Origin of the sequence: Amycolatopsis mongoliensis (genome assembly GCF_030285665.1) — a bacterium.
GTDB classification, from domain to species: Bacteria; Actinomycetota; Actinomycetes; order Mycobacteriales; family Pseudonocardiaceae; genus Amycolatopsis; species Amycolatopsis mongoliensis.
Genome location: NZ_CP127295.1, coordinates 9349708 through 9374837, shown reverse-complemented (window position 1 = coordinate 9374837; position 25130 = coordinate 9349708). Strand labels below are relative to the sequence as shown.

General features: G+C 68.9%; 28 protein-coding genes. 19 read left to right on the top strand and 9 right to left on the bottom strand.

Annotation, left to right across the window (positions count from 1 at the left end; genetic code table 11):
- Positions 1-94: 94 nt before the first annotated feature.
- On the bottom strand, positions 95-805 hold the full coding sequence (locus tag QRX60_RS44950) for an IclR family transcriptional regulator (RefSeq protein ID WP_285997571.1): 711 nt from the start codon (positions 803-805) through the stop codon (positions 95-97).
- A 131-nt stretch (positions 806-936) separates the two neighbouring features.
- Between QRX60_RS44950 and QRX60_RS44945 the strand changes: the two genes are divergently transcribed.
- From QRX60_RS44945 to QRX60_RS44905, 9 genes are all read left to right on the top strand, one after another.
- Positions 937-2418 (top strand): aldehyde dehydrogenase family protein, encoded by a 1482-nt coding sequence (locus QRX60_RS44945; protein WP_285997570.1) that lies wholly within the window; start codon positions 937-939, stop codon positions 2416-2418.
- A 30-nt stretch (positions 2419-2448) separates the two neighbouring features.
- Positions 2449-3075, top strand: coding sequence for an NAD(P)H:quinone oxidoreductase (gene wrbA, locus QRX60_RS44940; protein WP_285997569.1), 627 nt, complete (start codon positions 2449-2451; stop codon positions 3073-3075).
- A 10-nt stretch (positions 3076-3085) separates the two neighbouring features.
- The gene (locus QRX60_RS44935) at positions 3086-3754 is read left to right on the top strand and encodes a DsbA family oxidoreductase (RefSeq protein ID WP_285997568.1); all 669 of its coding nucleotides are present in this window, start codon (positions 3086-3088) and stop codon (positions 3752-3754) included.
- Complete coding sequence (locus QRX60_RS44930; protein ID WP_285997567.1) at positions 3751-4068, top strand: NIPSNAP family protein; 318 nt, start codon at positions 3751-3753, stop codon at positions 4066-4068. The genes QRX60_RS44935 and QRX60_RS44930 overlap by 4 nt, the downstream gene beginning before the upstream one ends.
- Positions 4065-4463 (top strand): carboxymuconolactone decarboxylase family protein, encoded by a 399-nt coding sequence (locus tag QRX60_RS44925; protein ID WP_285997566.1) that lies wholly within the window; start codon positions 4065-4067, stop codon positions 4461-4463. The genes QRX60_RS44930 and QRX60_RS44925 overlap by 4 nt, the downstream gene beginning before the upstream one ends.
- Positions 4464-4504: 41 nt before the next feature.
- Entirely contained in the window at positions 4505-4810 is a 306-nt protein-coding gene (locus QRX60_RS44920; protein ID WP_285997565.1) for an antibiotic biosynthesis monooxygenase, read from the top strand.
- The gene (locus QRX60_RS44915) at positions 4807-6102 is read left to right on the top strand and encodes a flavin monoamine oxidase family protein (protein WP_285997564.1); all 1296 of its coding nucleotides are present in this window, start codon (positions 4807-4809) and stop codon (positions 6100-6102) included. Before QRX60_RS44920 ends, QRX60_RS44915 begins: the two co-directional genes overlap by 4 nt.
- A gap of 250 nt (positions 6103-6352) precedes the next feature.
- A complete protein-coding gene (locus QRX60_RS44910; protein WP_285997563.1) occupies positions 6353-7831 on the top strand; it encodes an APC family permease in 1479 nt (492 codons plus the stop codon).
- Positions 7832-7848: 17 nt separating this feature from the next.
- On the top strand, positions 7849-8772 hold the full coding sequence (locus QRX60_RS44905; protein WP_285997562.1) for an LLM class F420-dependent oxidoreductase: 924 nt from the start codon (positions 7849-7851) through the stop codon (positions 8770-8772).
- Here the strand turns inward: QRX60_RS44905 and QRX60_RS51735 are convergent.
- Positions 8729-9676: a S1 family peptidase gene (locus tag QRX60_RS51735; RefSeq protein WP_408630182.1), complete on the bottom strand. Its 948-nt coding sequence runs from the start codon at positions 9674-9676 to the stop codon at positions 8729-8731. The two genes, QRX60_RS44905 and QRX60_RS51735, sit on opposite strands and share 44 nt — an antisense overlap.
- Before the next feature lie 243 nt (positions 9677-9919).
- On the opposite strand from QRX60_RS51735, the gene QRX60_RS44895 reads away from it, so the two are divergent.
- Positions 9920-10192 carry a hypothetical protein gene (locus QRX60_RS44895; RefSeq protein WP_285997560.1) on the top strand — a complete coding sequence of 91 codons (273 nt, stop codon included), beginning with the start codon at positions 9920-9922 and terminating at the stop codon, positions 10190-10192.
- Between the two features lie 417 nt (positions 10193-10609).
- Here QRX60_RS44895 and QRX60_RS44890 read toward each other — a convergent pair whose 3' ends face one another.
- Positions 10610-11431, bottom strand: a complete 822-nt coding sequence (locus tag QRX60_RS44890) for an SGNH/GDSL hydrolase family protein (RefSeq protein ID WP_285997559.1) — start codon at positions 11429-11431, stop codon at positions 10610-10612.
- 96 nt (positions 11432-11527) lie between these two features.
- Here QRX60_RS44890 and QRX60_RS44885 point away from each other — a divergent pair, with 96 nt between their 5' ends.
- Entirely contained in the window at positions 11528-12121 is a 594-nt protein-coding gene (locus QRX60_RS44885) for a PadR family transcriptional regulator (protein WP_285997558.1), read from the top strand.
- Positions 12122-12521: 400 nt separating this feature from the next.
- Here the strand turns inward: QRX60_RS44885 and QRX60_RS44880 are convergent, their stop codons facing one another.
- The 3 genes from QRX60_RS44880 to QRX60_RS44870 all read right to left on the bottom strand — a co-directional run bounded on the left by QRX60_RS44880 (position 12522) and on the right by QRX60_RS44870 (position 14750).
- Positions 12522-13172, bottom strand: coding sequence for a DedA family protein (locus QRX60_RS44880; RefSeq protein ID WP_285997557.1), 651 nt, complete (start codon positions 13170-13172; stop codon positions 12522-12524).
- Positions 13173-13267: 95 nt separating this feature from the next.
- Positions 13268-14506, bottom strand: coding sequence for a cytochrome P450 (locus tag QRX60_RS44875; RefSeq protein ID WP_285997556.1), 1239 nt, complete (start codon positions 14504-14506; stop codon positions 13268-13270).
- A 34-nt stretch (positions 14507-14540) separates the two neighbouring features.
- On the bottom strand, positions 14541-14750 hold the full coding sequence (locus QRX60_RS44870; RefSeq protein WP_285997555.1) for a ferredoxin: 210 nt from the start codon (positions 14748-14750) through the stop codon (positions 14541-14543).
- 99 nt (positions 14751-14849) lie between these two features.
- Here QRX60_RS44870 and QRX60_RS44865 point away from each other — a divergent pair, with 99 nt between their 5' ends.
- Together QRX60_RS44865 and QRX60_RS44860 are read left to right on the top strand one after the other, a co-directional pair.
- The gene (locus tag QRX60_RS44865; protein WP_285997554.1) at positions 14850-15479 is read left to right on the top strand and encodes a TetR/AcrR family transcriptional regulator; all 630 of its coding nucleotides are present in this window, start codon (positions 14850-14852) and stop codon (positions 15477-15479) included.
- Between the two features lie 500 nt (positions 15480-15979).
- Positions 15980-16594: a PadR family transcriptional regulator gene (locus tag QRX60_RS44860; protein WP_285997553.1), complete on the top strand. Its 615-nt coding sequence runs from the start codon at positions 15980-15982 to the stop codon at positions 16592-16594.
- Here QRX60_RS44860 and QRX60_RS44855 read toward each other — a convergent pair.
- From QRX60_RS44855 to QRX60_RS44845, 3 genes are read right to left on the bottom strand one after another with little or no spacing between them, the layout of a single operon-like run.
- Positions 16571-17038 carry a cupin domain-containing protein gene (locus QRX60_RS44855; RefSeq protein ID WP_285997552.1) on the bottom strand — a complete coding sequence of 156 codons (468 nt, stop codon included), beginning with the start codon at positions 17036-17038 and terminating at the stop codon, positions 16571-16573. The two genes, QRX60_RS44860 and QRX60_RS44855, sit on opposite strands and share 24 nt — an antisense overlap.
- 36 nt (positions 17039-17074) lie before the next feature.
- Positions 17075-17884 (bottom strand): BKACE family enzyme, encoded by an 810-nt coding sequence (locus QRX60_RS44850; protein WP_285997551.1) that lies wholly within the window; start codon positions 17882-17884, stop codon positions 17075-17077.
- Positions 17881-18753, bottom strand: coding sequence for a fumarylacetoacetate hydrolase family protein (locus tag QRX60_RS44845; protein WP_285997550.1), 873 nt, complete (start codon positions 18751-18753; stop codon positions 17881-17883). Before QRX60_RS44845 ends, QRX60_RS44850 begins: the two co-directional genes overlap by 4 nt.
- Positions 18754-18882: 129 nt before the next feature.
- On the opposite strand from QRX60_RS44845, the gene QRX60_RS44840 reads away from it, so the two are divergent.
- Genes QRX60_RS44840 through QRX60_RS44815 form a run of 6 tightly spaced genes read left to right on the top strand, consistent with a single transcriptional unit; the run spans position 18883 to position 25039 of the window.
- The gene (locus tag QRX60_RS44840) at positions 18883-20445 is read left to right on the top strand and encodes a bifunctional 3-(3-hydroxy-phenyl)propionate/3-hydroxycinnamic acid hydroxylase (RefSeq protein ID WP_285997549.1); all 1563 of its coding nucleotides are present in this window, start codon (positions 18883-18885) and stop codon (positions 20443-20445) included.
- 19 nt (positions 20446-20464) lie between these two features.
- Complete coding sequence (locus tag QRX60_RS44835) at positions 20465-21037, top strand: VOC family protein (RefSeq protein ID WP_285997548.1); 573 nt, start codon at positions 20465-20467, stop codon at positions 21035-21037.
- 21 nt (positions 21038-21058) lie between these two features.
- A complete protein-coding gene (locus QRX60_RS44830; RefSeq protein ID WP_285997547.1) occupies positions 21059-22480 on the top strand; it encodes an amidohydrolase family protein in 1422 nt (473 codons plus the stop codon).
- Positions 22481-22518: 38 nt separating this feature from the next.
- Complete coding sequence (locus QRX60_RS44825; protein WP_285997546.1) at positions 22519-22710, top strand: ferredoxin; 192 nt, start codon at positions 22519-22521, stop codon at positions 22708-22710.
- Positions 22710-23849, top strand: coding sequence for an NAD(P)/FAD-dependent oxidoreductase (locus QRX60_RS44820; RefSeq protein WP_286003828.1), 1140 nt, complete (start codon positions 22710-22712; stop codon positions 23847-23849). The genes QRX60_RS44825 and QRX60_RS44820 overlap by 1 nt, the downstream gene beginning before the upstream one ends.
- Positions 23850-23863: 14 nt before the next feature.
- Positions 23864-25039, top strand: a complete 1176-nt coding sequence (locus QRX60_RS44815; RefSeq protein ID WP_285997545.1) for a cytochrome P450 — start codon at positions 23864-23866, stop codon at positions 25037-25039.
- Positions 25040-25130 lie beyond the last annotated feature (91 nt).

The window sequence follows — 25130 nt, the reverse complement described above, 5'->3', positions numbered from 1 at the left end:
ACGGCGGAAACCGCTCGAGTCGTGACGAAATCAGGGATGCGCGAAGGCGTGCCGAAACCGCGCCGTGCTCACGACGCGGCGGTGGTGGGCGCGCTCAGGACTGCGCGGCGGTCTCCGTGGTGAAGTCGCCGGTCAGTCGCTGCGCCGCCTCGGCGGCCGCCGAGGTGACCAGCTCGGGGATGTGCGGGTCCGAAACGTCGACGCCGAGCTGCACGACGCCGATGCTGGCCGTCGCCCAGTCGGAGGTCTTGATCGGGGCCGCGATGCCGACCGCGCCGCTTTGGAGGGCGCCGGTCGTGAGCGCGTATCCGCGGCTGCGTGCGAGCTTGACCTCGGCGCTGTCGCCCTCGTCCGCCGGTCGGCCGGCCAGGATGGCGAGGCCGTCGGCGCCGACGTCGAGGGGGTGGCGGGCCCCTTGCCGCAGGGCGAGGTGGAACAGGCTGCGGGTGGGCTCCTCGGTGAGCAGGATCAGCGCCTGGTCGCCGTCGGCGATGCTCAGCAGGGCGGTGCTGCCGGTGTCCTCGCTGAGCCGGCGCAGGATCGGCAGCACCGTGGCCTGCAATCGGGGACGCAGTTTGCTGGCGAGTTCGGCGATGCCGATCCCGAGCACGTAGCGGGTGTCGATCCGGCCGACGAGGCGGTGGACTTCGAGGGTGCGCAGCAACCGGTAGACAACCGCCCGTGCCGTGGAAAGCTCTTCGGCCAGCTCTGCCGCAGTCAGCCCGTCGCTGCGGTTGGCCAGCAGGCTCAGCACGGTCAGCCCCCGGTCGAGGGTCTGGGAGGTCTCCCCGCTCGGCGAGTTCATCGTGAGGGTCCTCCGTCGGCGGCCGGTTGCTGGTGATGGTTTAGCACAGCGGGCCGGCGGTCCGTGTGATTGACCGGTGCCGACCTGGTTCGTATAGTACGACTATCGAGCACTTAGGACGGTAATCGAACATGTCCCGACGTTCCGCTGTCGAAGACCTCGCCCACAGCCTCCCCGTCACGCCCTTCGTGGCCGGCCACTGGCAGCCGGAGTCCACTCAGCACGCTTTCGACGTCGTCGACCCGGTGACCGAGCGGCGGCTGGTCACGGTGGCCGAGGCGGACGCCGCGACCGTGGACAAGGCCGTCACCTCCGCGCGCGTCGCGCTCGACGACGGTGACTGGGCCCGGCTGGACGGTGCCACGCGTGGCCGGCTGCTGCTCGCCTTCGCGCAGCTGATTGAGGACCGCGCCGAAGACTTCGCCGATCTCGAATCCCTCGACGTGGGCAAACCGGGCATCGAAGGCCGCGTGATCGACCTCCCCCAGGCGGTGGCCACCTTCCGGTACTACGCCGGCTGGGCGGACAAGCTGACCGGCCAGTCGATCCCCACGCCGGGCTACCAGGGACGGCGCACGCTCAGCTACACCGTCCGGCAGCCGATCGGCGTCGTCGCGGCGATCACGCCGTGGAACTCGCCGACGATGATCGCTTCGTGGAAGGTCGCGCCGGCGCTGGCGGCCGGCTGCGCCGTGGTCCTGAAGCCGCCGGAAGACGCGCCGCTGACGTCCCTGCTGCTGGCCCGGCTGGCCGAGGAGGCCGGCTTCCCGCCCGGTGTGTTCAACGTCGTCCCCGGCCGTGGCGCCACCACCGGCCAGGCGCTCGTCGACCACCCCGGGGTCGACAAGATCTCCTTCACCGGGAGCCCCGAAACCGGCCGGATCGTCGCAGCTGCCGCCGCGAGGACCTTCCGGCCCACGACGCTGGAACTGGGCGGCAAGAGCCCGCAGATCGTCTTCGCCGACGCCGACCTGGAGACGGCCGCGGCCGGGGTCGCCCTCGGGATCTTCGCCAATCAGGGCGAGGTCTGCGCCGCCGGCAGCCGGATCCTGGTCGCCCGGTCCGTCCACGACGAGTTCGTGGACCGTCTCGCCGCCCACGCAGGCAAGCTGGTGCTCGGCGACCCGTTCGACGAGGGCACCACCATGGGCGCGCTGATCAACGCCAAGCAGCGCGAGCGCGTCCTGCGGTACATCGGCATCGGCCGGGCTGAAGGGGCGACGCTGGTGACCGGCGGCGGACGGCCGGAGCGTAGCGGCTACTTCGTGGAGCCGACCCTGTTCGCCGACGCGTCCCCCGGGATGACCATCGCCCGGGAGGAGATCTTCGGGCCCGTGGGCACGATCATCGCGTTCGACGGCGACGAACAGGCCGTGTCCATCGCCAACAACAGCAGTTACGCGCTTGCCGCGACCTTGTGGACCACCGACCTGAGCCGGGCCCACACTGTGGCCGAGCGGGTCCGGGCCGGGGCCGTCGCGGTCAACGGGTGGTCGCCGCTCGACGCCCGGCTGCCGTGGGGCGGCTCGAAGCTCAGCGGATTGGGCCGTGAGCTGGGCTGGGCGGGGATCGAGGCGAACACCGAACTGAAGACGATCACCGTCGTCCTCTGACTTCTTGCTATACAAGGAAAGGAGTGCCGCATGGGCACCCGTATTCTCGTCACCTACTACAGCGCCACCGGCTCCGTGCACCGCCTCGCCAAGGCCGTCCAGGACGGGGCAGAGGCGGCCGGAGCCGAGGTCCGGCTGCGCCGGGTCGCCGAACTCGCCCCGCCCGAGGCGATCGCGTCGAACCCCGCGTGGGCGCAGCACAAGGCGGACACCGACGACGAGGTCGCCGTCGCCGGCCTCGACGACCTGGAGTGGGCCGACGGTTACGCGTTCGGCACGCCCACCCGGTACGGCGCCCCGGCCGCGCAGCTGAAGCAGTTCATCGACACCGCGAGCAGCCTGTGGCAGGAGGGAAAGCTCGCCGACAAGCCGGTCACCACGTTCGTCTCCTCGGCGGAGCGGCATGGCGGCCAGGAAGCCACGATCCTGTCCCTCCACAACGTCTTCTACCACTGGGGCTGCGTCATCCTCCCGCTCGGTTACACCGACGACATCGTCTACGCGGCGGGCGGAAACCCCTACGGCACGTCCTGGCCGGCCGGGTTCCCCTCCGCCATGCCCGATGACGACACCCTGGAATGTGCTCGTTACCAGGGCGGTCGGCTCGCCCGCTTCGCCGAGGTCCTGACCGCCGTGCGGTCGGGCGCACCGGCGTGACGCCGGTGCCATGACCATCGAAGTCGACGTCTGGTCGGACATCCACTGCCCGTGGGCGTACGTCGCCGTCCACCGCCTGCGCCGGGCCCGGGACGCCCACGGGCTCGACGTGGTGTTCGCGCCCCGGGCGTGGCCACTGGAATGGGTCAACCGCCGGGGAACGCCGCGCGACATCGTCACCACGGAGACCGCGGCGCTGGCGAGCCATGAACCGGAACTGTTCGCCGCCTACACCGGCGAGTCCTGGCCCTCCACCTTCCTCCCCGCGTTCGAGCTCGTCGCCGCCGCCCGGCGGCTGTACGGTCTCCGCGCTGCCGAAGACATCGACTTCGCGCTGCGGCTGGCGTTCTTCCGCGACGGCGTCGACGTCAGCATCCGGGCCGGCCTGGCCGAGGCACTGGTGATCGCGAACGGGCTGAACGCCGGCGTGGTCCCGGCGGAGGTCGAGGACGCCTGGCTGCGCACGAATCCGCGCGCGGACGTCGACGAGGACTTCCGGGCGAGCGGCGGTCTCCCCATCCAGGGGAGCCCGCAGATCTTCTGGCCGGATGGCTCGACGACGCACAATCCGGGGATGACCGACCACCGGTGGCGCGGCGGGCTGGTCCACATCGGACACACCGAGCCGGGCGCGGCCGAGCGGCTGCTGCTGGCGCGGACCACCGGGAGCAGGGATTGATCGTCGAAGAGCGCAACTACCAGCTCGTGCCGGGCGGAGCCCGCCGGTACCTCGACGCGTGGCACCGGCAGGGCCGCGGCCCGCAGGTCGCGCACCTCGGTGAACCGCTCGGGGTGTACACCGTCGAGGTCGGCGCCCTGAACACCCTGGTCTACCTCTGGGGTTTCCCCGACCAGGCCGACCGGGCAGCCCGGCGGGCCCGGCTCGCCGGCGATCCCGCGTTCGCAGCCTTCCGCGGCGAGGTCCGTTCCCTCCTCGTCGCCCAGAGCAACCGCATCCTCGTCCCCGCCACACCCCCGGAAGGCCGCCCATGACCAGTGCCCCGGCCCAGCGCTACCTCGACGAAATGGTCGCGAAGCGCGGGTACGTGCTCGAGTACCACAAGGTCATGGCGGCCAACGACTTCCCGGTGCTGCAGGCCGCCGACAACCTCGTCGACGCGGCGTACCTCGCGCAGCGCCGGCTGGACCGCCGGACCAAGGAGCTCCTGTTCGTCCTGAGCCTGACGGTCCTGCGCGCCGACAAGGCGCACATCCAGAGCCACATCAGGGTCGCCCTCGGGCTGGGTGTCGAGCCGCAGGAGATCCTCGAAGCGATCGAGATCGCCCTCCCGGAGGCGGGTGTCGTCGCCTTCCAGCACGGCTTCGACGCGTGGCGCGAAGTGGTGAACGCCGAAGCGCTCGAACCGTCCGCACCGGTGCAGCCCTGAGGGCGACCGTCCACAATCCACCGAACCCGAAGGAGTCCCGGATGCCGAATTGTGTCGAGTTCGTCAAGTTCCGAGTCAAGGAAGGACAGCAACCGGCCTTCCTCGCGCGCCGGCCCGAAGCCATCGCCGCGGTCCGCAGAGCCCATCCGGACCTCATCGGCGCGCCGGTGCTGGCCGAGCACGCCGACGGCACGTGGACCGATGTCTGGATCTACCGCAGCGCCGCGGCCGCCGAGCGCGCCAACGCGGGCGCCGGCGAGATTCCGGAGTTCCTCGCGATGGCGGAACTGCTGGAGGACGTGCGGGTCGAGGCTTCGAGCATGCCGGACGAGGTGAGCGGACCGTGAACCACGATGTCGACGTCGTAGTCGTCGGGGCCGGGTTCGCCGGGCTGACCGTCGCCCGGGAACTCGGGTGGATGGGCGCGCAGGTGGTCGTGCTCGAGGGCCGCGACCGGATCGGCGGTCGCACGTGGACCGACACGCGGATGGGCGAGCCGCTCGAGATGGGCGGCGGGTGGATCCACTGGATGCAGGGGCACGTGTGGTCGGAGGTGACCCGCTACAAGCTGCCGGTCGCCGAAACACCGTGGCCGGACACCGCGCACTGGCTGGTCGGCGGCACCCGGCGCAGCGGCAGCGCGGCCGAACTGCTGGAGCGAATGAACGACGGCATGCGCCGGTCCATCGAGGACTGCATGGAGGTGTTCAAACGCCCGTACGAACCGACCGCCGGCAACGGCTGGCGAGACCTCGACCGGCTGTCGGTCACCGACCGACTCGCCGAGCTGGACCTCGATGACGAGGCCTACGCCCTCTGCGACGCGATGTGGAGCCAGAACTTCAACGCGCCGGCCGCCACCGGCGCGCTCACGCAGGCGTTGCGGTGGGGCGCGGTGAGCAACGGCGACTGGCAGCTGCTGCTCGACATCTGCTCCCACTGGCGGTTCCGCGACGGCACGGTGTCCCTGGCGAACGCGATCAGGGCGGACGTCTCCGGCGACGTCGAGCTCGGAGTCCACGTGGCACGCATCGACGAGAGGCCCGACGGCGTCGTGGTGACGACCGCCGACGGGCGCGAGATCGCGGCCCGTGCGTGCGTGGTGACCGTCCCCATCGGCGTGCTCGGCAGCATCGAGTTCACCAGCGGCCTGCCACAGCCGGCCCGGCAGGTGGCGGCCGACGGGCAGAGTTCGCAAGGGTTCAAGCTGTGGGTGCGTGCTCGGGGAGCCGACCAGCCGTTCATCGCGATGGCCCCGAGCGACGAGCCCCTCGCGCTCATCCAGTGGGAGCACGCGTTCGGCGACGGCGGCGAGTTCACCGCGTTCTCCTTCGGCACCGACGCCCGGAAGTTTCCGGTCACCGACCTCGAAACGGTCAACCAGTACGTGGGCCGGCTGGTGCCCGGGATCGAGGTCACCGACTTCGCCAGCCACGACTGGGTCGGGGACCCCTACGCCCGGCAGACCTGGGCGATGCTGCGGCCGAACCAGCTCGAAGGGGTCCAGGCGCTCGCCACGATGCCCGGCCGCGTCACCTTCGCGGGCGCCGACTACGCCCGCGGCTGGTGCAGTTTCATCGACGGGGCGATCGAAAGCGCGATGCGCGCAGCGAGGACACTGCGTGAACGCGTCCTGTAACGGCCTGCGGTCGTCAGGAATTCGTCTCACCGCGGCCTGAACGGAAAATATTCGGCTGAACGCCGGTTGGTGTGTCGTGCGTACGACACACCAACCGGCTTTCTGTTTTCCTGCGCTTAACGAAGCCTTCGAATCGTGCGTCGACCGGTCTTGACATGGTCTGATACCCGCCGCATGCTGTGTACGCAACGCGCACCAAGTGTTCGATTATCGTTCTTCAGCAATTCGCCAGTACCCAGGGAGTTGTCGCATGACCGTCCCTACTAATCGTCTTCCCCGAGTTCTGACCTGGAAGTCCGGCGCCTTTCTGGGTTTGACGACAATTCTGGGCGTCTTCACCACGGTCGGTTACATGATCGGACTGGTCGGCGCCTGGGCCGTGATCGCGATCTGGGCCGTTTCGATGGTGGTCGCGACCGCTCAGGCGTTTCTCTACGCCGAGATGGCGACGATGTTCCCGAACATGGCCGGCGGGGTCGCCGCCTACGCCAACGAAGGACTCCGCCGGTACACGGTGTTCGTCGGGCCGATCGTGTCATGGGGATACTGGCTGGGCTACTCCCTGGTGCAGGCGGCCATCGCGCTGATCTTCGGCCAGGTGGTGCAGGCGCAGTGGTTCCCGACGCAGACGTGGGGCGTCGACGTCCTCGGGGTCCACGTGGGGCTCCCGCACCTGCTGGGTGCGGCGGCGCTGGTGAGCGTTTTCCTGCTCAACATCTACGGCATCCGGCCAGCCGCACGGGTCACCTCACTGGGCGTGATCATCTTCACGGTCTTCGTCGCGATCATGGTGCTGCTGCCGTTCATCGAGGGCAAGTGGTCGGTGTCCGGCCTGACCTGGCGGCTCGACGACCCGAAGCTCGCGCTGGTGCTGCTGTATCTCGCGGGCTGGACGACCTACGCCGTGGAGGGACCGTCGCTGTTCGCACCCGAGTACCGCAGCCCGGGTACGGACTGCCCCAAGGCGATCCGGATGTGCGCGATGCTGATGATCGGCGTGTTCACCATCGTCCCGTTCGTCGTCTCCGGCACGCTGGGGGAGAAGGCCATCGGCGACAACCCGAACGGCTACGCCGTCGACGTCATGAACCTGCTGTGGCCGGGCAGTTCTTCCCTGGTGGTCGCGGTCGTCGCGATCGGGCTGTGGGTCACCCTGGTCGGCACGAGCGCCCAGGCCGGGCGGGCGCTGCTCGGGATTTCGCGCAGCGACCTGACCGTGAAGCAACTGTCCACTTTGAACAGCTTTGGCATGCCGGGCCGTGCGCTGGGCGTCGATCTCGTCGTCAACCTGCTCATTCTTTTCCTGGTCGGGAACACGGTCGCGATCGTCGCGGCGAGCAACCTCGGGTACTTCATCTGCTGCGGCCTCGCGTGCTGGGCGTACGTGCTGCTGCGCCGCGACCGGCCGGAGTGGCCGCGGCCGTACCGCCTGTCCCGGAAGTGGGGCGTGGTCGCGATCGCGCTGGGTGTCTTCGACCTCGTCGTCGCCGCGGTCGGGATCACCAATCCCGACCTGGCCGGCCGCGGCGGGCTCAAGGAGACCCTCATCTCGCTGGTGCTGCTGTTCGTCTGCATCCCGCTCTTTCTGCTGCGCCGGCTGTGGCAGGACCGCGACCTTGAGTTCGTGTGGAGAGAAGACACGCCGGCGCTTCCGTCCGATGAGGAGCAGGCGGCATCCTCAGGCGAATCGGAACAGCCGGAAGCGGACACTGCCGGGAAACCGGCGTAGCAACGGAGTCGGCGCCGATGCGCTTCGGAGTGCACCTGCCCAGCAACCACGGGTGGCGCCACGTCGAGGATCTCCTCGACGTGGCGCGGCTGAGCGAGCGGCTCGGGTACGAGTCGGTGTGGGCGAGTCAGCACGTCTTCCACGCGGGGTACCTCGCCGACCGGCTCGGCGGGCGCCCGTACTATGCGCCGTTGCCCATCCTGTCCGCGGTCGCCGCGGTCACCACGAGGGTGCGGCTCGGGACCTCGGTGCTCGTGCTGCCGTACCACCACCCGGTCCTGCTTGCCAAGGAGCTCGCCACCCTCGACGTGCTCTCCAGCGGACGGCTCACGGCCGGCGTCGGGGTGGGAGTCATCCGCGAGGAGTTCGACGCGCTGGGTGCCGAATACGACACTCGCGGCGCGCGGACGGACGAAGCTCTTCGAGTGCTCAAAGCGCTGTGGACGACGCCGCGACCTGCTTTCTCAGGCCGCTTCCACCGATTCGCCGGCCTGGATTTCAGCCCGGCACCAGTCCAGCGCCCGCACCCACCGATCTGGATCGGCGGCTCCGGCCGTGCCGCGATGAGGCGAGCCGCGACACTCGGGGACGGCTGGCACCTGTTCCGCCGTCCCACCCAGGGGATCCGTGAGGCGATCCGCCGCGTGCGGGACCTCGCGGAAGCGGCCGGTCGCGACGGCCGGGCGCTCGTGATGTCGGTTCGGTGCGACCTGGAGATACCGGGCACCGCAGCGAGTCCGGGCGGCAATCGCGACTACAACACGTCCCTGGGCAGCCGGTTCCGGCTGCGGGGGACACCGGAACAGATCATCGAGACGGTCGGAGAGTGGCGAGATTCCGGCGTCGAGCACCTCGTCCTCGCGGTCAACACCGACGACCCGGGCGTGGTAAACGATTTCATCGGTACCTTCGCCGCTGAGATCGCCCCCGAATTCGGTTGAACCTGGGCGTAGCAAGGCAAGCCTCCAACCCGAGGCGGCGCCGTGGCCACCCGCCGCCGCGAGATGACGCGTGTCGCTGCAGGCTGGGGTGAGATCCTCCTGTACATGGTCCCGCTGGCGTTCTCGACCCCGGCGCCGACGACCTCGACCGGACCCCGAGCACTGGCTCGGAACCCTTGCTGTTCTCCAACGGCGGCAGCGGTCGCCACCGGCTCGGTCGCCAGGTCCCGGCCGTGCAAGGTCTGGAGAGTTCGCTGGTCCCGCACACCGCTGAAGGATCACCCAGTGTCGACGACCTTGTCGCGGCCCGATCGACGTGCTGAGCGCGGTTTCCGGTACGGCGCCTCGTGGTGAGATCGGATTGCGGAAGACCCGTGCGGTGCTGGACATCCCCTGCGCACCGCACGGGTCGGGCCGCCCACCCCCGTGCGCAGGTTGGTGGCGGAGTCATCCGCCGATGCTGGCTCCGACGGCGAGGAGGGGCAGCGGCCACCGGCTGGAAGAACGTCACGCCGCCCGTTCGGCAGTTGCCGGAGCCGCCGGAGGTGATGCCGATGGCGGAGCCGTCGCGGGTGAACAGCGGTCCGCCGCTGTCGCCGCTCTCAGCGCACACCGTGGTCCGGATGAGCCCGGTGACCCGGCCTTCGGGGCAGTTGACCGTGGCGTTCAGCGAGGTGACGCGGCCTTGGTGCAGGCCGGTGGTGCTGCCCATCCGGAGCACCTGCTGGTTGGCCTTCGCCGCGGCGGCCTTGGTGATGGCGACCGTCCGGCCGCCGCCGACGTCGACGACGCTGGGTGCTTTGGTCGCGGTGTTGTTGTAGGTGAGCAGGGAGAAGTCGCCGGTGCCGGGGAACTTGCCTGCTGGACGGTGGCGACCGATCGACCGCCCGGTGTCAGGGACCATTGCCGTCCGGAAGTGGCGCAGTGGCCTGCGGTGAGGATGCCGAGGTTGCCGTCGCTCGTGGTCACGTTGAACCCGAGGGAGCACCGAGCTCGGCCGGTGAAGATGGCGTCGCCGCCGCTCGCGAATAGCTGGAGGACTCCGGGGGTTCGCTCGACTCGGAATTGCTGCCCGCGGGTGGCTGCCATCAGGCGGTCCCACTTCTCGCCCTGAACGGTGCTGTCGGCCGTGACGACCGTTTGCCCGGTGTCCGCGTCGATCGCCCAGGCGGTGCGGGTCATGGCGCGCGCCGCGGCGCCGCTGTCTGCGGGCTTGGTGATGGCTGCGTCCGCATGGGGGATGGCGATGGCGGCGGTGGCGGCTGCCACGATGGCGGCGGCCGCCACCAAGAGCTTGACTCTGCTCGGCTTTCGGTGCCAGGAAGGTATTTCGCAGACCTCCGTGCTTGGTGATCGGGTTCTCACCCCCGCCGACGAAGACCAGCGAGGTCAGTTCCGGGCCGCAAGCTGCGGCTCGTGAGGTGAGCCGGAGTGCACCGGGCGAGAGAGGGAATCCGGTCATACCCAGTTCCACGTACCGCACGCGACCGGCGGTTCGTCGGGTGCCGGTACCGGTTCGTTGCGGCCGGCGAACCCGGTGAGAAGAGCGAGCCGTACTTCGATTCTTTCGACGATGTGCGACTCGGGTCCACGCTGCGGCGAATTCGGTCGCGCTCACGTGCGCGGCGGTCCGCCACTCCCTCTTCCGACTTGAGGTGGACCCGTGCACACCCCGCGCATCGACGACAAGGTCGACGATTCCGCCGGGATGGCGGAGTGCCGGCCTATCGCATCGCGAGGCTCCACGGTGAGTCCCGGGTGGTGGAGGGACGGGCCGGCAGCGCACGCGAACCGATCTCGATCACACGGGCAAGGTGTGTCGAGCTGTCGACAAAACTCAACTCCGCGGTCCCTCGATGCGGTGGAGTTGAGGGTGTTTGGCCGTGCGCTGGTCCCCGGAAGACCGGCCGCGCAGGCGCCTGTCGAGCCAGGGGCGGAGAAAGGTGGCTGCCCAACGCAGTTCAGCGGTGGCGCGCCATTGCGTTGACGGTGGGATGGGCAACGGTGGTGCAGGTTCGTTCCAGGAATCGGCGCTGCCCGGCAGTTGCAGGGCGTGCGCGACCGCGTCGGCGATCAGTTGATGCCCCAGGGGGCTGCAGTGCAACCGGTCCTCGCTCCAGAACCGGCGGTCGGCGACTGAGGGGTGTCGAGCGATCTCCGCGACGGCGACGCCGTGCCGGGCGGCTGCGGCGCGGATCCGGTCGTTGATGTCGAGGATGCGGGAGCGAACCGGTCGGGCTAGGGGGATGATCCTGGTGAGGTCGGGAAAGGTCAGAGTCGCCACGCGGGCTCCGGAGCCGGTGAGCGCGGCGAACATCGCTTCCAGGTGACCGGCCACCGTCGAGGTTTCGACTCGGAGCCGGAGCAGGTCGTTCACTCCGGCGACCACGGTGGCCAGGTCGGGACGAAGGGCAAGAGCCGGCTCCAGTTGCTCTGACCGGACTTCGCTCGCGCGGCGGCCACGGACGGCGAGGTTGGCGTACTGGAGATCGGGGTTGTCGATGGTGAGGTGTTCGGCGAGCCGGTCAGCCCATCCCCGAAGGCCCACGATGTCGTCACCATCACCGACGCCTTCCGTCTGGCTGTCACCCAAGGCGACGTAGCGCAGGTACCTGCCGCTCCGAACGGGTTCCTGAGTGCCGTTCTCCTGGGGCCTCATCGGTTGGTCACGCCATCCTCCTGGTCATAACCGTGATTAATCATAACCATGTCTATGATGGGCTGGCCCCATGCCTGATGACGAGGAGATGCGCCGGTGAGTCTGCGGCATGCTGTGCTCGCGGCGTTGCTGTCCGGCGAGTACAGCGGCTACCAGTTGGCCAAGGCGTTCGACGTGGGCGTCGCCAACTTCTGGTCCGCCCGGCCGCAACAGCTCTACCTGGAGCTGTCCAAGCTCGAGAACGACGGGTTGATCAGCGGCCGAGAGGTGGTCCAGCGAACCCGTCCCAACAAGCGGCTGTTCATAGTCACCGAGGCCGGCCTCGCCGAACTGGCGCACTTCGCCGCCGCCGTGAGCAAGCCGTCGTTCATCCGCGACGACCTGCTGGTCAAGGTCCAAGCCGTCGACCACGTCGACGCGGCACCGGTGATCGCGCAACTGGAGCAACGAGCCGCGGCAGCCGCAGCCAAGGTGGAGATCCTCGACAAGATCCTGCGGCGTTTGCGCGGGGATCTCGACGAGGAGACCTACCTGAGCCACGGATCTCCGATCGGGCCCTACCTGACGTGCTTGCGCGGCCGGCGGTTCGAGCAGGAACACCACGACTGGTCTGTGCGGGCCGCCGCACTCCTGCGTGACCGGGCGACCCGGAACGGTCATCCGGCGCCTGCCCCGGATCAATCCCGGTAGGGCTGTCGACCGGCATCCGTTTCGAACTGCGGTGGCTGGGTGAGCGCACACCGCTGTGCCGGACGTCCGAGCCGCTCGCTCAGCCGGGTTGCGTCGAGGATGTCCTCGACGTGGCCCCAACCGTGGTTGCTGGGCACGTGCACTCTGAAACGCATGGAGGTCGACTCCGTTGGCGACGGTCCATGAGGCCTGCCACGCCGGCGAGCTGCGCAAACGGTTCGACATAGTCACCCGGGACCAGCGCGCGCCGGCCGCAGCAGCGAAATCAATGCAACACCGCACTCCTCGACCGGTTCCCGGTCGTTTTCGTGCGCGAAACCGTCGAGGAAGTGGGCGGTCGAGTGCCCGCGCGGGATCACCGCAAGGGGCTTCTTCTGATCCGATTTGCGTCGCCAGGAGGTCAGCCGGCGGACTCGAGCTCCGGGTCCGGGCCTGTTTCACTGGAGACCGTGTCCGCTTTTGTCCTGGTCGCTGCGGCTTTCTTGCGGCGCTTGATGATCACGACGGCGACGACGTTGGCCAGCAACAGTCCGATGATGAGCACGATACCGCTGCCGTTCTGCAGGCCCGCGACGACACCGGCGCCGATCAGGAGGGTGGCCGCGTTGATGACCATCCCCCCGGCGGCGACCGGGAGCAGGAACGCGCGGACGGGAATACGTGCGGCACCGGCCGCCGCGGGCACGAAGCTGCGGACGAGCGGGACCGCCGCTCCGATGAACAACGCCCAGGAACCCTGTTGCAGTAGCAGGTCCGTGGCCCTGTCCCAGCTTTTCGCTCCGCGTTTCTTGATGAGCTTGCTCTCGCGTAGCGCCGGTCCCAGGCGGCGGCCGAGCACGAATCCGACCATGCTGCCGGCGAGCGTGAACGCCGACATGACCGTCCACATGAGCAGGAACTCCGATACGGAGCCGATGGTGGCGCCCACGAGCAGAATCGGCGTGTTCGCCGGGAGGAAGGTCCCGACTCCGATGATTCCTTCAGCGAAAACGTACAGTCCCGCTACCGCCATGGTGGCGAGTTCCGGCAATGAGTGCAACCAGTCCAACATGAATGTATCCCTTGATATGAGCGGGTTGCCCTACACGAAATTTGACTGGAGACGATTCATTCGCGGCGCGTTCCGCTCCGGTTGTGGTCGTGGTGTCACCAGGCGACCGGGAGTTCGTGGACGCCGTAGACGGTCATGTCGTGCCGGAAGTTGACCTGTTCCATCGGGATCGCCAGCCGGAGCCCTGGCAGCCTGCGCAGCAGTGCGGGGAGAGCGATCTGCAGTTCCGCGCGTGCGAGTGACTGTCCGAGGCATTGGTGGGTGCCGTAGCCGAAGGCCAGGTGTCCGCGTGTGCTGGCGTCGATGTCGAAGGTGCCGGGCTGGTCGAAGAAGCGCTCGTCCCGGTTGCCGGCGGTCAGGTTCATCATCAGGCCTTCGCCGGCGCGGATGAGTTGTCCGCCGATGGTGATGTCCTCGGTGGCGACGCGCGCGACCACGTCCTGGGGGATCGTCAGGTAGCGCAGCAGTTCCTCGACGGCGTTGGCGACCAGCGCGGGGTTGTCGGTGTCGCGGATGCGGCCGAGCTGGCCGGGGTTCTCCAGCAGGGTCAGCGTGCCCAAGGCGATCATGTTGGCGGTGGTCTCGTGTCCGGCGATCAGCAGCCCCATGGCGTTCACCACGGCGGTCTGGCGGCTGATCTCGCCGGTGAGGACCCGCTCGTGGACCTGCCGGCTGATGATGTCGTCCGCCGGCTCGCGCTCCTTGCTCGCCACCAGGTCGAACAGGTAGCGGGACAGCGCCATGGAGGCCGCCGACTTCTCCTCGGCCGTGGAGTTCCGGCCGATCAGGACCGCGCTGTGCTGCTGGAAGAATTCGTGATCGGCGTAGGGCACGCCGAGCAGCAGTGAGATCACCATGGACGGGATGGGCAGCGCGTACTCGGTAACCAGGTCCGCCGGCTGTCCCTTGCTGATCATCTCATCGAGGAAGCCGTTCACCAGTTCCTGGATGTGCGGGCGCAGCTGGTTCACCCGCCTGACCGTGAAGTCGCCGGTGAGCATGCGGCGGAGCCGGGCGTGCTCGGGGTCGTCCATCCGCGGGAAGGCCGAGGACGTGTTCTCGCCCGCGGCGTTCATCGGGGAAACCGGAAATCCGGGGCTCCGGGGGTCCGCGCTGATCCGCGGATCGCTCAGCGCGGCCCGGATGTCGGCGAACCGGCTCACCAGCCACACCGGATTACCGTGCCACAGCACCCGCTGCAGACCTTCCGCATCGCGCCAGTCCGCGTATTCGGCTGGCGGATCGAAGGGACAACGCGCGGATCGCGTGCCGGGGAAACCGGGAAGATCGGCGTTGTCCGCGGCCTGGGTCGTCGTGGTGGTGGTCGTGCTCATGGGCTACTCCTCGAGTTGGGGTGGCGTGCAGGGATCAGACGGCCGTTGAGGGCCCCACCGTGCGGATGGCGGTGGCCGGGCAGACCATGGCCGATTCCCGGACGGCGTCGTGCAGGCCTGGTGCGGGCGTCTCGTCCAGCAGGACCACCATGCCGTCCTCGTCGCGCTGATCGAAGACATCGGGCGCGACCAGCACGCACTGCCCGGAGGCAACGCACTTGGCGACGTCGACTTCCACCTTCATCGGACTCTCCTAAAACCGGGATCCAACTCCCACTTATGTGTCACCGAGAACCGTACACCTAACCGGGAGTCAACTTCCACTTGCTGCTACTGTGGGTCCATGACCACCGATGCGCCGCGAGGGTTGCGCGCCGACGCGGCGCGCAACGTCGAGCGGATCCTGCGAGCCGCCCGGGAGATCTACGCCGAACACGGCCCGGACGCCCAGCTCGACGACATCGCCCGCCACGCCGGCGTGGGCGTTTCCACCCTCTACCGTCATTTCCCCAACAAGAGCGCACTCGTCCGCGCGGCCCTCGAACAGAGCAGCGCCGAGCACCTCAATCCCGCCATCGAGCGGGCGCTGGCCGATGACGACCCGAAGCGGGGCCTGATCACGCTGATCGAGGCCACGATGTCCCAGGTGGCCCGCCAGCACAACACCCTGGCCGCCGCGAAGAACGCAGGCGCCATCACCGCGGAGCTCACCGCCCCGTTCCGCGAGTCACTGGACCTGCTCACCCGCCGGGCGCAGAAGGCCGGCCTCATCCGCGCCGATCTCGCTCCCGAAGACATGCCCAGGGTCGTCGTGATGCTCATCGGCGTGCTGTGGACCATGCCCCCGCACAGCGACGGCTGGCGGCGCTACGCAACGCTTGTCCTGGACGCCCTTTCTCCGGCTGGGGCCAGTCCCCTTCCTCCCGCGGTTCCGCTGCTGCAGCTGCAACAGACCGGCGACTGGTTCATCTGAGCCGCACTCTTGGTTCGACTACCGAGACGCTCAGAGGCCACACGGGCGCCGACACTCCGCGGTCGTCTTCGAAAGGCGCAGCGCGAGCGCCGACATGCCGACGTTCGTGACACGGTGCCCTGAAACGTGCCACGGCGACCACTCGTTCACCTCGCCAGGCGGCCGCTGCGAGCCGCAGGCGGAGTGCCCGCCGACCCCTTGCCGGCCAGGCGATCTCCGGATACGACCTGCGCAACGAGCTGTTCCGCGCGATGTACCAGTCGTCGAAGATCCGGCCGGTGGGCGCCCACCCTCTGGCCGGTGGCGTTGTTGCGCGTGATCGAGCAGCACCGCGCCGAGACCACGGCCAGCCCGACCGCATCGGCGGCGCGTCTCGCAGTGATCTCGTCGCCTGCCCCGGCGCAGTCCGTCCGAGATACGCCACCCCGTCTCGGGTTGGCTCGATCCAAACCTGCCCCGGTATGCTGGTGCCACCGTGAGGAAGTCCCGGGGGAGGTGCGGTGTCTCTGCGATACGCGATCCTCGGCTATCTTTCGAGCGGTCCGGGAACCGGCTACGATCTCGCACGGCAGCTCGACACCGGGCTGGGCTGGTTCTGGACGGCTCGGCACAGCCAGATTTACCCTGAGCTGAAGAAGTTGACCGAAGGCGGCTTGATCCGACGGCATTCTGCCGTGGCGGGTGAGAACTTCGACAAGTTCGAGTACTCGATCACCGAAGCCGGCCTGGCCGAGTTGCGAGAGTGGGCCGGCCAGGCGCCGTCCTACCCGCCCAACCGGGACAGCGAACGGTTGCAGCTGATCTTCTCTGACGAACAGCCGTCGTCGCTCCGGCTGCACCTCGAAGCGCATCTGGAGCATTTCCGGCAACGACGCGACCGGCTCAGGGAGACCCTGTCGTCGATGCAACAGGGCACGCACCCCCGCGTCCAGAAGCGAATCGACGAGGGCCCGCCGTCGCGTGCCGACTTGACGCTGAAGCTGCGCGAACTCGCGTACTCCGGTGACATCGCGCGCGCCGAATTGGAGGTGGCGTGGGCGCAGTCGGCGCTCGACTGGCTGGACGAGTACGAGCAAGACAACGTCGAGCGGCTAGCCGGGCGGCAACCCGGGTAGCGGTGCGGCATCGACCAACACGAACAGCACCAGCGCCGGCTCGTCGGACCGGTTGGCCCAGCTGTGGTTCGTGCCCCGCTGGACCAGGACGTCGCCCGCGGTCATCAGCCGCTCGTCATCGTCGAGGACTGCGAAGACCTGGCCGGACAGGACGACGCAGTAGTCCAATGACGCGGTCCGATGCAGATACGGCTTGATCTCCGGGTCCGCCGGGAACTCGACGATACGCAAGACCGATCCGCCCGGCGGCGGTGGCACGGATGCGGTCGGTGGCACTGGGTCGATGTACTCGCCGCTGTTGTCCGGCGTGCCGGCGTGCTGCCACAGCTCCAGTGTGATCACGTCGCCCGCCACGGGCAGGGCGTGCGGGCAGGTCGCGTCCTCGACGAACACGGCCCGTCCGTTCTTGTCGTGACCGGTGACGATGCGCCGGAACGGCTTCACGAAATTCTCACTCCTTGAGTAGGCCGGCCTGCAGCGTTAGGACAGGCCGAGGATGGCGACGGTCTCGTCGACTGAGGCGATCGGTCGGCCGACGGCGCGGGCCAGGGTGACCGTCCGCTCGACGAGTGCTCGGTTCGACGGCGCCAGCTCCCCCTTGCGCAGATAGAGCGCGTCCTCCATCCCGGCTCGCGCATTGCCCCCGAGCGCGAGGCCGACCGCGGTCAGTTCGAGGTTGTGGCGGCCGATCGCGATGACCTGCCAGACCGAACCGGCGGGAAGCCGGCGCACCGTCGACATGAGGTTCTCGGCGGTGGCGGCCATGCCTCCGCGCACTCCGAGCACGATGCTGAACTGCAGGGGTTCGGCGAGCAAGCCTTCGTCGTGCAGGCGTAGGCACTCGTCGACGTGTCCGCTGTCGTAGATCTCGAGTTCGGCCTTGACGCCGAGATCCTGCATCCGCGCGGCGAGCGCCCTCACCTCGCGCGGCGGGTTGAGGAACTGATCGGCCCCGAACGTCATCGAGCAGGGATTGAGCGTGGCCATGCGCGGCCGCAGTTCGGCGAGCCGGGCGCGGTCCTCGAACGGCACTGAAAGGCCGACGCCGGTGGACAGCTGGACGAGGATCGGGCACCGTTCCGCGATCAACTCCATGACGCGGCGCGCGATCGCGAGGTCGGCGGTCGGTCTCTCCTGCTCGTCGCGCAGGTGAATGTGCGCGACGGCCGCGCCTGCGTCGTACGCGTCGGCCACCGCGGCAGCGATCTGCTCCGGAGTGACTGGTAACGCGGGGTTGTCCCGCGTGGTCGCGATAGGTCCCGTGGTCGCGACCGTGACGACGGCGCTCACGCGGCCGCCTCGGCTTCGACCGGGTTGAGCAAGGTACCGATGCCGTCGATCTCGACCTCGACGACGTCACCCGGCTGCAAGAACAGGGGCGGGTTCCGGCGCACCCCGACACCGCCGCAGGTGCCAGTGACGATCACATCGCCGACTTCGAGCGTACATGCGGTCGAGAGGTAGGCGATCATGTATTCGATGCTGAACAACAGCTCGGAGATCTTGGCCGACTGGACGACCTCGCCGTTGAGCCTGGTCTGCAGGCCGCGGTCGTAGGGATCGCCGATCTCGTCGGATGTCACGAGCCAGGGGCCGAAACCTCCGGTGGCCGCGAAGTTCTTGCCGACGGTGATCTGTGACGTGTGGCGCTGCCAGTCCCGCACCGACCCGTCGTTGTAGCAGCTGTAACCGGCCACGTGCGCGAGCGCGTCGGCCTCGCGGATGTGCCTGCCGCGCCGCCCGATCACGACCGCCAGCTCGCCCTCGTAGTCGAGCTGCTGCGACACAACGGGAGCGATCATCGGTGCGCCGTGCCCCATCTGGCTGTCGGCGACGCGGAGGAAAAACAGCGGGTAGTCCGGCGCCGGCCGGTCGCCGCCCTCACGGACATGGCTCAGGTAGGTCAACGCCGCACACCAGACGGCGTGCGGGCGAGTGATCACCGGCAACAGCCGCACGTCGGACAACACGACGCCCGCGCATTCCTCGGCTCGTCGCACCAGAGTGCCGGACAGGCCGGGCGTTTCGTCCATCAGGCACAACAGCTGCCTCGTCGACGAGGGCGCGCCCGGCATCAGGTCACTGACGTCCACCACCGAATCGCCTCGGACGATTCCGGTGCGCTCGTGTCCATCCAGGTAGTAGCTCGCGATCTTCACGCCTGCTCCAAGTCCATTGATGATCAGCGAAGCGACCGTAAGCCGCATGGCCGACTATGTCAATGTTGACATAGTCGGCCCGTGGGCGCAGAGTGGTCACCACCCCGCCGACGACGAAAGGACAGCGCTTTGTCCGACCCCGAACTTCACGACGTGATCGTCGTCGGGATGGGCCCTGTCGGGTCAGCAGCCGCGATTTTCGCCGCGCGCGCCGGCCTTCGGGTGTGCGCGCTCGACAAATCGGCCGATGTCTATCCGCTGCCCCGCGCGACCCATTTCGACGCCGAGATCATGCGGCTGTTCCAGCGCGCCGGACTGACCACCGAGGTCGGCCCCGTCGTGCGCACGTACGACGGCGGTGTTCATCTCGGCGTCGACGGAGAGCCCATCCGTGACTTCCGCGTGCGCGCCGAACGAGGGCCGCTCGGGTGGTACCCGCACTACACCTTCCTGCAGCCAGAACTGGACCGTGTCCTGCGCGACCAGGCCGCCGCTGTCCCGGGCGTGGCGTGCCGGACGGGGGCCGAGGTAGTCGACGTGCGCGATACGGGCAGCGACGTGGAGGTCGACGTCGACGTCGACGGCCGGACCGAGACGCTGCGAGCCCGCTACGTCATCGCGTGCGACGGCGCGAGCAGCCCGATCCGCAAGCGGCTCGGCATTCGCCTGGACGATTACGGCTTCGACGAGCGCTGGATCATCGTCGACGTCCGGGTGCCGCACCCGGAGGTCCTGCCCGAGTACTCGGTGATGTGGTGCGACCCCAGCCGGCCTGCCACGTACATTCCGCAGCCCGGCCGGAACCGGCGGTGGGAGTTCATGTTGCTCGACGGCGAGTCGGCCGAGGAGATGACTCGGCGCGACAGCATCGATCGCCTGCTCAAGCCGTCGGTCGATCCCACCGGCGTCGAGATCGTCCGCAGCGCGGTCTATCGCTTTCACGGTTTGATCGCCGAGTCGTGGCGGTCTGGGCGGGTGTTCCTCGCCGGGGACGCGGCCCACCAGACGCCGCCGTTCTACGGCCAGGGCATGTGCCACGGCATCCGGGACGTCAGCAATCTGGCCTGGAAGCTCGCGCTCGCGGTCCGCGACACGCGATTCGAGCCGGCGCTCGACAGCTACGCCGAGGAACGCCGGCCACACGTGAAAACCATCATCGATGCCTCGGTGGAGAACGGGCGCTACATCTGCATCCTCGACCGGGACGAAGCGCTCGAGCGCGACCGGCGGCTGCGGGAACGCTTGGCGGCAGGCACCGACGTGCGGTCGTTCCGGTCGGTCATCCCAGGCCTGGCCGCCGGTGTGCTGAGCGCTGCCGAGACCGCCGAGCGTGGACAGCTGATGATCCAGCCGACGGTCAAGACCGCCGACGGCCGCGACGTGCTGCTCGACGAGCAGCTCGGAAGCGGCTTCGCGGTGCTCGTCGCCGGTGACGCGCCACCCAGTGCGCGGACGGCGTGGTTCACCGACGTTCTCGGCGGGCGGATCGTGCGCGTCGTCGCCGACCCGTCCGGTCCGGGCGAGATCGCCGACCCGACCGGGGCGCTCGCGGCGTGGTTCGCCGGCGCCGCAGCTGGTGCCGTCCTCGTCCGGCCGGACGGCTACGTGTTCGGCACCGTTCCTGACGGGCCCGGCATCCACCGCCTGATCGATGAGCTCGCCAGTCAGCTGAGTTCCGTCCCCATCCGATAACGACAAGAGAGGGCCGACAATGGCCGACCACGATGCCGAGCACGCCGGGCGTGCGCGCCTGTCCCATCTCGGTTTCTACGTCCGCGACCTCGACCGGCAGGCCGAGTTCTACAAGAAGGTGTTTCGGTTGGTGGAGACCGACCGAGGCGTTTCCGGCGCAGGCGACCCGATCGTGTTCCTGACCGGCGACAGCAGCGAGCACCATCAGCTCGTGCTGACCGCCGGTCTGCCCGCCGACGCCGAGCGCACCTGGCTCAACCAGGTTTCGTTCCGGGTCGCCTCGCTGCACGACCTGCAGGCGTTCGCCGGCTGGCTGACGGAGTGCGGGGTCACGCCGTCGGCCACCGTGAGCCACGGCAATGCCTGGAGCATCTACTTCCCCGACCCCGAAGGCAACAACGTCGAGGTCTACGCCAGCTCGCCGTGGTACGTGCCCCAGCCGTTCCGCGAGCCGATCGACCTCACCCGACCGACCCAGGAGCTGCTCGACGAGACCTTCGCCAGCGTGAAGAACAACGGCGAGTTCGCGCCGATCGACACCTGGACCGAACAGCTCGACCGCCGACTCGCGACCGCCGAGTCTGCGTCCTGACCAGGAGAGAACGGGTCAACGATGACCGAAACCATCCTCATCCACAGCGGCCGCATCGTCACGATGGACGACGACGTACCTGATCTGCCGAATGGGTCGGTGCTCATCGAGGACGGCCGCATCAGTGCCGTCGCCGCCGAGATCGAACCGCCGCCAGGCGCGGCACTCATCGACGCCGCCGGCATGATCGTGCATCCGGGCCTGGTCGACACCCACAAGCACATGTGGCAGACCGCCCTTCGCGGCGTTGTCGGCGACCGGACGCTCGTCGGCTACTTCAGTGACGTCCGCCGGGACTACCTCAGCCGCTACCGTGCCGAGGACGCCTACGTCGGCACGTACGCCGGCGCGCTCGAACTGATCGCCGGCGGGACCACCGCGGTGCTCGACCACAGCCACGGCGTCGTGACGCCCGAGCACGCCGACGCGCTCGCACAGGCGGAGCTGGCCTCGGGCATCCGTGGTGTGTGGGCATACGGTTACTGCCCGGTCGACGTCGACGGCCCACCCGCCTTCGGCTCGCATGCCGACCGGGTGAAGGACGCGCAGCGGGTCCGCGAAGAGTTCTTCGCCGACAGCCGAGCACGCCTGCGGATGGGCGTGGCGATCACCGAGCAGAACCTGCTGCCCTTCGACTGCACCGAGGCGGAGATCCGCTCGGCACTCGCCATGGACGTCGTCTGGACGGCGCACACCCACTGCGGTCCGGGGAACGCGCCCATCACACGCGGGTTCCACCGCCTGGTCGGACAGAGCCTGGTTGACCACCGCGCGGTGCTGTCGCACTGCAACGAGTTCCGCGTCGACGACTTCGACGTCGTGCGCGAGCTCGGCGCCCACTTCGCGAGCTCCCCCGACTCGGAGATCGCCCTCGGCATCGCACGCCCCACCCCCTACCGGGACGCCTTGCTCGCCGGCGTGTCCCCTTCGCTCGGCACCGACTGCGTCACCTGCATGTCCGGCGACATGTACTCCGCAATGCGCGTCGCGTTGATGTTCGCCCGGCACCAGATCAACGACGGGCCGGGCCGCAACTACGAGACGATCGTCGAACAACCCGTATCGACCCGCGACGTCTTCCGGTGGGCCACCGTCGAGGGCGCCAAAGCACTGGGCCTGCAACGGGAAATCGGCTCGCTCACGCCCGGCAAGCGAGCCGACGTCGTCTGCGTCGACGCGCGTGCCATCAACCTCGCGCCGGTACTCGATCCGGTTGCCGACCTGGTCCTGCACGCGCACGCCGGGAACGTCGATACGGTCGTCCTCGATGGCGTCATCCGTAAGCGGCACGGTCAGCTGCTCGATGTCGACGTTCCCAAACTCGTCGGCGAACTGGAGCGCTCGCGCGACTACTTGATGACTCGCGCCGGGCAGATGGCCGGCTCGGCCGAGCTCGTCGACGAGGCAGCGCAGTGGTCCGACACCTTGACGCGCCTGCAGTGAGCGACGTAGAGGCACAGCCGAATTTGGAGGAGATGCCGGTGAGAATCGATGTCAACCAGTCCCGTTGCGAAGGCTACGGATTCTGCGAGCAGAAGGCGCCCGAGCTGCTAGCGCTCGACCCCGATGGCTTCGTGACCGTGCTCGCCGACCACGTCGACGGATCCCAGGTCGACGCCGCACGGCGGGCCGTCCGAGGCTGCCCGGTCGCTGCGCTGACGCTCGTCGAGTGATGGCACGCGCCGCCGGCGTCGTCGTGGTGGGCGCGTCCATCGCCGGCCTCACGGTTGTCGAAGAACTCCGTTCGAAGGGGTTCGGCGGGCCGATCACGCTGCTTGAGTCCGAGGACACTGCCGGGTACTCCCGCCCGCTCCTGTCGAAAGGGGTCCTCGCGGGCGAGGGCGATCCCTCGACGGCGCTGCTGCCCGCTCCGGAAGACCTCGGGGTCGACGTCCTGCGTGGCACGTCCGCACGCGGGCTCGACCTCGACCGCAACCTCGTCGAACTCGACGGCGATGCCCTGCCCTTCGACAAGCTGGTTGTCGCAACCGGCGCGCGAGCCCTGACACTGCACGACCTCGGTGCCAACGATGACTGCGTGCCCGAGGTCGTGCTACGCACGATGGACGACGCCGTCCGATTGCGTGACCTCCTCGGCTCGGCGCGGACCGTCCTCGTCGTCGGCGGGGGCGTGCTGGGCATGGAGGTCGCCTCGGCCGCGAGCAGCAAGGGGCTGGCCGTCACTGTCGTCGATCGCGGCGCACCGATGGCCCGCACCGGGGGCGCCTTCCTGTCACGCATGGTGTCGGCCTGTGCGCGGGAGCGTGGCGTGCAGCTGGTGAGTGCTCCTGAGGGAGCCCGCCTCGTCGAGCGGGACAGCCGTCCCGCCGTCGTAGCCGGCGGCCACCTGCTCGAGGCGGACGTCGTCGTCACCGCCGTCGGTTGCAGACCCAACGTCGAGTGGCTGGCCCGGACCGGCCTCTCGCTCAGCCCGGGCGTGGTCGTCGACAACAGGTGCCGCGTCCGCGAACACATCGCCGCCGCCGGTGACGTGGTTTCGGTGGAGGGATCCCGGCGCCAGCCGCACTGGTCGACTGCTCTGGATCAGGCTCGGGTCGCCGCCGATGTGCTGCTGTACGGCGATGATGCATCGCCCTACATAAACCGTCCGTACTTCTGGACCGACCAGTTCGGGCTGTCGGTGAAGTTCGCCGGCCGACCGACCAGCGACGACCCCGAGCTTGTCGACGGTTCGCAGGACACCCTGAGCGGGCTGTGGCGCTGGACGGATGCCGGGCATCCGCACGCCGCTGTCGCGATCAACCGACGCATCCCTATCGCCCGGCTGCTGCACACCGCCGGGCACAGCTGACCCTAGGAGCACCGATGACCGCCACCACGACCGTTGACGTCGACCTGTTCACAGACGACGTGCTCGACGATCCGTACCCCGCCTACAGAGCCCTCCGCGACGCCGGGCCGATTGTGTGGATCGAACCGCAACAATGCTGGGCGGTGACCCGGTATGACGAGGTTCGGGCGACGCTCGAGGACTGGGAGTCGTTCACCTCGGACCAGGGGACAGGGCTCAATGACGCCGTGAACTCCGCACTCACGGGGACCCTGCTCGCCTCGAGCCCGCCGCTGCACGACAAGCTGCGGGGCGTGCTGGCCGAACGCCTGTCGCCGCGCGGCCTGCGCTCGCTCGGCGACCAGATCACCCGCCGCACCCGCGAGATCGTCGAGCCGCTCGTCGAGCGCGGATCGTTCGACGTCGTCGGCGACCTCGCCCGCGTTCTGCCGCCGACGATCGTCGCCGACCTGGTCGGCATCCCCGACGACGTCCGACCGCAGCTTGTCCCATGGGCCGACGCGATTTTCAACATGATGGGGCCTGCCGACAAGTCCCGGACCTTCTCCGGCGCGGCTCTGGTTGAGGAACAGTTCGCGTGGCTGGCCAACGTTGACGGCAGCATGCTCACCGAGGGCAGCTGGGGGCGGGCGATCTACGACGCCGCGGCCGAAGGACGGCTCGACCCCGAGCAGGCGCCGACGTTGTTGTCGGCTTACACCAGCGCGGCCATGGACACGACCATCAACGCCCTCGGCAGCGCAGTGTGGCTGTTCGCCGAGGCTCCTGCGCAGTGGCGTCGCCTTCGCACGGACCGGTCGCTGATTCCGGATGCGTTCAACGAGGTGCTGCGTATCGAGAGCCCGCTGCAATTCTTCACTCGCGTGGCCACCCGCGACGTCGACGCGGCCGACACGCGGATCCGCGCAGGTGAACGGATCATGGTGATCTACGGCTCCGCCAACCGCGATGAACGGCACTGGGGACCGAGCGCCGCCGACTTCGAGATCACCCGCGACGCATCCGACCACCTCGCCTTCGGCTACGGCCTGCACGGCTGCGTAGGCCAGGGCCTCGCCCGGCTTGAGGCCCACGCGGTGTTCGACACACTCGCCGACCTCGTTACCGACTTCCACATCGAGACACCACCCACGCGGCACCTCAACAGCGCCGTCCGCGGCCTCGACCAGCTGACCGTCTCGGTGCGGTAGCGCGCGACTCGGTCGTCGAGGTCCGTTCGCGGGTTCCGGTCCGTGAGCGGATGATCCGAGGTCGGGCGGCACGCTGCCGCGGCTCCGGTGC

Coding starts and splice junctions, on each gene's coding strand:
- QRX60_RS51735 (WP_408630182.1), bottom strand. CDS start 9,676: ATGGTCCCTGACACCGGGCGGTCGATCGGTCGCCACCGTCCAGCAGGC.
- QRX60_RS44880 (WP_285997557.1), bottom strand. CDS start 13,172: ATGTTGGACTGGTTGCACTCATTGCCGGAACTCGCCACCATGGCGGTA.
- QRX60_RS44865 (WP_285997554.1), top strand. CDS start 14,850: ATGACCACCGATGCGCCGCGAGGGTTGCGCGCCGACGCGGCGCGCAAC.
- QRX60_RS44875 (WP_285997556.1), bottom strand. CDS start 14,506: ATGAGCACGACCACCACCACGACGACCCAGGCCGCGGACAACGCCGAT.
- QRX60_RS44830 (WP_285997547.1), top strand. CDS start 21,059: ATGACCGAAACCATCCTCATCCACAGCGGCCGCATCGTCACGATGGAC.
- QRX60_RS44815 (WP_285997545.1), top strand. CDS start 23,864: ATGACCGCCACCACGACCGTTGACGTCGACCTGTTCACAGACGACGTG.
- QRX60_RS44905 (WP_285997562.1), top strand. CDS start 7,849: ATGCGCTTCGGAGTGCACCTGCCCAGCAACCACGGGTGGCGCCACGTC.
- QRX60_RS44835 (WP_285997548.1), top strand. CDS start 20,465: ATGGCCGACCACGATGCCGAGCACGCCGGGCGTGCGCGCCTGTCCCAT.
- QRX60_RS44925 (WP_285997566.1), top strand. CDS start 4,065: ATGACCAGTGCCCCGGCCCAGCGCTACCTCGACGAAATGGTCGCGAAG.
- QRX60_RS44935 (WP_285997568.1), top strand. CDS start 3,086: ATGACCATCGAAGTCGACGTCTGGTCGGACATCCACTGCCCGTGGGCG.
- QRX60_RS44890 (WP_285997559.1), bottom strand. CDS start 11,431: ATGAGGCCCCAGGAGAACGGCACTCAGGAACCCGTTCGGAGCGGCAGG.
- QRX60_RS44910 (WP_285997563.1), top strand. CDS start 6,353: ATGACCGTCCCTACTAATCGTCTTCCCCGAGTTCTGACCTGGAAGTCC.
- QRX60_RS44870 (WP_285997555.1), bottom strand. CDS start 14,750: ATGAAGGTGGAAGTCGACGTCGCCAAGTGCGTTGCCTCCGGGCAGTGC.
- QRX60_RS44945 (WP_285997570.1), top strand. CDS start 937: ATGTCCCGACGTTCCGCTGTCGAAGACCTCGCCCACAGCCTCCCCGTC.
- QRX60_RS44920 (WP_285997565.1), top strand. CDS start 4,505: ATGCCGAATTGTGTCGAGTTCGTCAAGTTCCGAGTCAAGGAAGGACAG.
- wrbA (WP_285997569.1), top strand. CDS start 2,449: ATGGGCACCCGTATTCTCGTCACCTACTACAGCGCCACCGGCTCCGTG.
- QRX60_RS44820 (WP_286003828.1), top strand. CDS start 22,710: ATGGCACGCGCCGCCGGCGTCGTCGTGGTGGGCGCGTCCATCGCCGGC.
- QRX60_RS44950 (WP_285997571.1), bottom strand. CDS start 805: ATGAACTCGCCGAGCGGGGAGACCTCCCAGACCCTCGACCGGGGGCTG.